Source organism: Paenibacillus sp. 01L418 (assembly GCF_056400045.1).
The window spans coordinates 1-4,178 of the sequence record NZ_JBFTSN010000505.1 but is presented as its reverse complement, the minus strand read 5'-3'; the positions used below and the strand labels follow the sequence as shown (position 1 = coordinate 4,178).

General features: G+C 41.8%; 6 protein-coding genes. All 6 read right to left on the bottom strand.

Features of this window, described 5'->3' with window-relative positions; genetic code table 11:
- On the bottom strand, positions 1–246 hold a 246-nt coding region (locus AC1DSE_RS31445), incomplete at its 3' end, for a DUF4166 domain-containing protein (protein ID WP_477528777.1).
- Between the two features lie 25 nt (positions 247–271).
- Positions 272–1,177 (bottom strand): DoxX-like family protein, encoded by a 906-nt coding sequence (locus AC1DSE_RS31440; protein ID WP_477511847.1) that lies wholly within the window; start codon positions 1,175–1,177, stop codon positions 272–274.
- A complete protein-coding gene (locus AC1DSE_RS31435) occupies positions 1,178–1,618 on the bottom strand; it encodes a thiol-disulfide oxidoreductase DCC family protein (protein WP_477511846.1) in 441 nt (146 codons plus the stop codon). It lies immediately after the preceding gene.
- Between the two features lie 135 nt (positions 1,619–1,753).
- Entirely contained in the window at positions 1,754–2,392 is a 639-nt protein-coding gene (locus AC1DSE_RS31430; RefSeq protein WP_477511845.1) for a response regulator, read from the bottom strand.
- Between the two features lie 21 nt (positions 2,393–2,413).
- A complete protein-coding gene (locus tag AC1DSE_RS31425; protein ID WP_477511844.1) occupies positions 2,414–3,730 on the bottom strand; it encodes a sensor histidine kinase in 1,317 nt (438 codons plus the stop codon).
- Positions 3,731–3,859: 129 nt separating this feature from the next.
- On the bottom strand, positions 3,860–4,075 hold the full coding sequence (locus AC1DSE_RS31420; protein WP_076265875.1) for a cold-inducible protein YdjO-related protein: 216 nt from the start codon (positions 4,073–4,075) through the stop codon (positions 3,860–3,862).
- Positions 4,076–4,178: the final 103 nt, after the last annotated feature.

The following is a 4,178-nucleotide window of genomic DNA, read 5'->3' as shown; positions in this document are numbered from 1 at the left end:
TGCATCTACATATGCATAGTTTTCTATTGAAAACGGGATGTTTACGCCGCCTTGGGGGAACATGATGTGGCGGAGCGTTCCAATAAACAATGGCAGTGCAGCAAGTTTGTTGTACCAAATTAGCTGCATGACACCATGGCCTATGGACGCGGTACGATCTTGACTGCAAAAGCCAAAACGCTTCTGTATGCGAGGATGGAGCTTTTGAAAATCAGCTCCTAACGCTTGTTCATATATAGAACGCATCGTGATTTCCCCTTTTCTATTCTGTTTATTTAAATTGTCTTTTACAGCGGCTCGCTTGCGGCAAGTGACGTCTGCTTAAATAGGCTGTTAAGCCTAAACCAATCATTGGCAACGTAAGCGTAATTGGATTAAAAGGCGACTTCAGCAATTCTGAATAGAATAGAAGCGCTGGCATTGTTAATGAAATAAGTACCAATACGTGAATAATATAAATCCATTTTCTCCTATGGAAACAAGCGATTAGCACACCAAGTCCCATTTCTCCAATACCGATCAATTGAACCATTTGCAGCTCCATTCCTTTAAACCAACCCACCTGCCTCATCATTGTCAACTCTCCCGTTTCTGGGAACAAGAGCTTAGGCACAAGGCCTTCATAACACCAGAGCAGAACGATGAAGCAGACGCTCAAATAATGAAGCAAAGCTCGCTCTGCAACTACAGAAGGAGGAATACGTTCCTCAAGCCATATTCGCAATCGATCGAAGCTCCATGCGGTAGCCCAGCCAAATAGGGGTCGGAATACAAAGCGATCCAAAATTCGTCCTGCAATACCGAAACGAGTCTGATAATTAAATAATGTTATAAAGGACTGTTTGTCTCCAAGATCCTTGTACTTCCAATAACCGCCTCCGATTCGTATAAGCGAGATTGGCTGCTCTGAAGCAAAAGTTAACGTTGATACTCTTTCATTTCCATCTTTGAAAATTGTGCTGCTCGTTTCTCCTGTGCCTCTAATGTTTAGACCAAAGCCAATTCTCGTTTCATATTGGAATTTCTGGATGTCGGATTCACTATTTTTTGGAAAATATTGAATTTTCGAGAATCGGAGATCCCATTGCTCATGCAGCTGTGGGATTTGAGTATACGCCCACAGTTCATCCTGTGTTGCACGAATTTCAAGCTCGACGTAAATCGGTTTTCTATTCATTCATGCTCCTCCTATTCCATCGTCCAAAAATCTCTCTAATAACTCTGGTGTCGGGATGATGCACATTTCATGTTTCTCAAACCAACGATAGCGATTTCGCGCAATAATATGATAAACATAATTTCTCCAAGCAAGCGGTACGAAGCGAAACCAATACAACAACCTCCACCAGCCGTCAAGCTTGCGAAATACTCGAAGCGCCGCTTCGGATTTGGTATAGTACTGATTCGACTGCACCATTACAAACGTATCAAGATCATCTATAGGCAAATTTCCATCCTTAAGYAACTGCTGGCCAACAGGCGACTGAAGCGCAGCAAATCGAAAATATTTCTTTTTATCTCTCTTCACGACAAAGTGAGTAATTTTATTACATAACATGCAATTTCCATCAATGAGCAGCACAGCAGCTTCGTCGTTGTGTGAGGTTATTGCTTCCATGTTAAATCGCTCCCTCTCTCGTTTTATTTTAACCGCAAGCTGTATAGTAACGGCAGTTCCATCTTTCATAGAACGACAAACAAAGGGGTACTACGTTATGTAGTACCCCTTTGCCTTCTAGCTATGTAAAATAGGTTATTCCTTCTCATCCCGCTGGAAAAATCCTCTTCGCTTCACTTTTTCCACAGCTTCTTTGCTGCTGCGCACGCCAAGCTTCTTGAGCATTTTATTGACCTGATTTTTGAGCGTGCTCTCTGCCTTGTAAAGCTTCTTCTCAATTTGCGATTGCGTGTAGCCGGCTTCAATAAGCTCGAATACTTCACGTTCTGCGCCTGTTAATTCCTTAAGCTGCTCCTCGCGCTTTAGCCGAGTCAGCTCGTTAAGTAAAGCCTCCATAGGAGCAGAATGATGATATGCGTTACGAATCGTTTGCGGCAGCTCCTGAAAGCGTGTCTTCTCCAAATACTGTACAGCACCCGCTGTAAAGGCCTGAGTCATCGTCTGCTCATCATTTAATGACGTTAACATGATAATCTTGGCGGGAGAATGCTCATGCATAAGAATTGCTGTATGAATGCCGTCAAGCCTGCTGCCCTCCAGCTGAATATCCATTAGTACAACATCAAACGTAAGCGTGTGTGCAAGATTGATCGCATCGGTAGAATTAGTTGCCGTTCCTACAACAAGCAAATCAGACTCTTTATTCAAAAAAGTAGTGAGCGCTTTAATCCAATCCGTGTCATCCTCAACGATAAACACTTTGATATGACTCAAGGTTGCTCCCTCCTTCTCTACTCATTTTAAAATCTTTTTTCGCGGCCATATTAAGGCTGCACGTGTTCCTACACCTTCTTGGCTGGTCAGAATGACCTTTGCACCGCTCTTTTGCATAACATTATATACATAAGATAAGCCGAGTCCGAAATTCCGTCCACTTTTCCCACTGCTATAGAAGGGATCAAACACCTGGCTTAACTTCTCCTCCGGGATGCCCATGCCACTATCCTGCACAGAAAGCTCCGCCCCATTCTTATACGCTGCAAGCCTCACTACAATAGCTCCCCCATTTGGCATTGCATCACTTGCATTCATGAGCAGGTTACCAAATGCCTCGCTTATATGAATGGGATCACATTGGATGATAGGACGCAGCTCATACTTCGCGGTTAACGAAATTCCTTTATTTTGCATCAGACCCTCATGCTGAAAAAGAACTTTTTCGATGAGCTGATCGAGCTGAACCGCCTGCTCTTTCAGGGTAATGTCCTTTATTTGACTATGAATACGGCTGATCATCTCAAGCATATGATTGGATGCATTCGTTATGATCTGCATATGCTGCATAGATTGCTCATTCGATTCAGGCAGCAGATTTCTTAAATTTTCCGTACTGATGGCTATTTTTCCAATTTCATTTTTTATCGTATGATTAAGCATCGTAGTGCCAGTGCTAACTGCTCGCATCGTACTTTCCATTGGATCATGCTCAAAGCGGAGTTTAACACCAAGAACACCATACATGAAGGTACATAACAGCGCGACCGACAACGAATAAATCATAAAGACTGATATATAATTAAAAAATTCAAAATCCGGTGTAATCACCTTTGCCACATATATGAAGATTAGAACAGCCAGCAGTGTTGGAACCATTATGATTGTGGTGATAAAGCGGCTTCGCTTTATTCTTGCATCACGCTCTTTCCAAAAGGATGCGACTAATAAATAACAGGAAATTAAATAATAAGGCGCGCTCCATAGCAGCAGAAGGTTAAAAAACCATTGCACATTAGAAGAAATCATAACAAATAAAGCCATCAAAAAAATCGGAATGGAAAGATAAAATTTCAGTTTTTTTCTCATTCGGTTATGGTCTAGAATAGACGCATATAGTAGGCAGAATACGAAAACAGCATAAGGCGTGAATGTATAATTAAGAAATTGCAGTAGATCAGCTATTAAGAATAACCCATGGTCTATTAAAACTTCTGAGAGTCCGCCAATTGAAGCGCTGAACAAAAATAAAGCAGCCCAGTGATTCGATTCGCTACTGCGATTATTTAAGATGACAATTACGGCTGCCGTAAATAATGCGACAAAATAAAACAGCATATAGGGTACCATCCTGTCATTGTTTGTATGTCTATCCTACCATATTTTTAGTCGAACGATTCCGCTGTGCAATAAAAAAATCCCGATCCAGCTCTAACGAGAGGATTGGGATTTTTTTGAATAAACATTTTAGTAGTCCGATTTCGGCTTACGTGGCTGAGGTTTCGGCTTATTCTGAACGGCTGGCAAATGCCTCATGCTTCTGAGCATTGGTCCTTTGCAGATCGGACAAGTTTGCTCCGTTGCAGCAAACTCATCTCTAACCCATGCCTTGCAGTCCGGATTTTTACATTTGAAAATTTTGGTCGCCTTTAATTTCGGTTTTTCTTCTTCGCTAGTTGCCACGCTTCTGTATTCCCCTTTTCTCTCTATGCTTACGTCATTAATTATTCACATCGTTAAATAAACAGGGATTACACAAACTGGCTTGGATAACGATACGCTATTC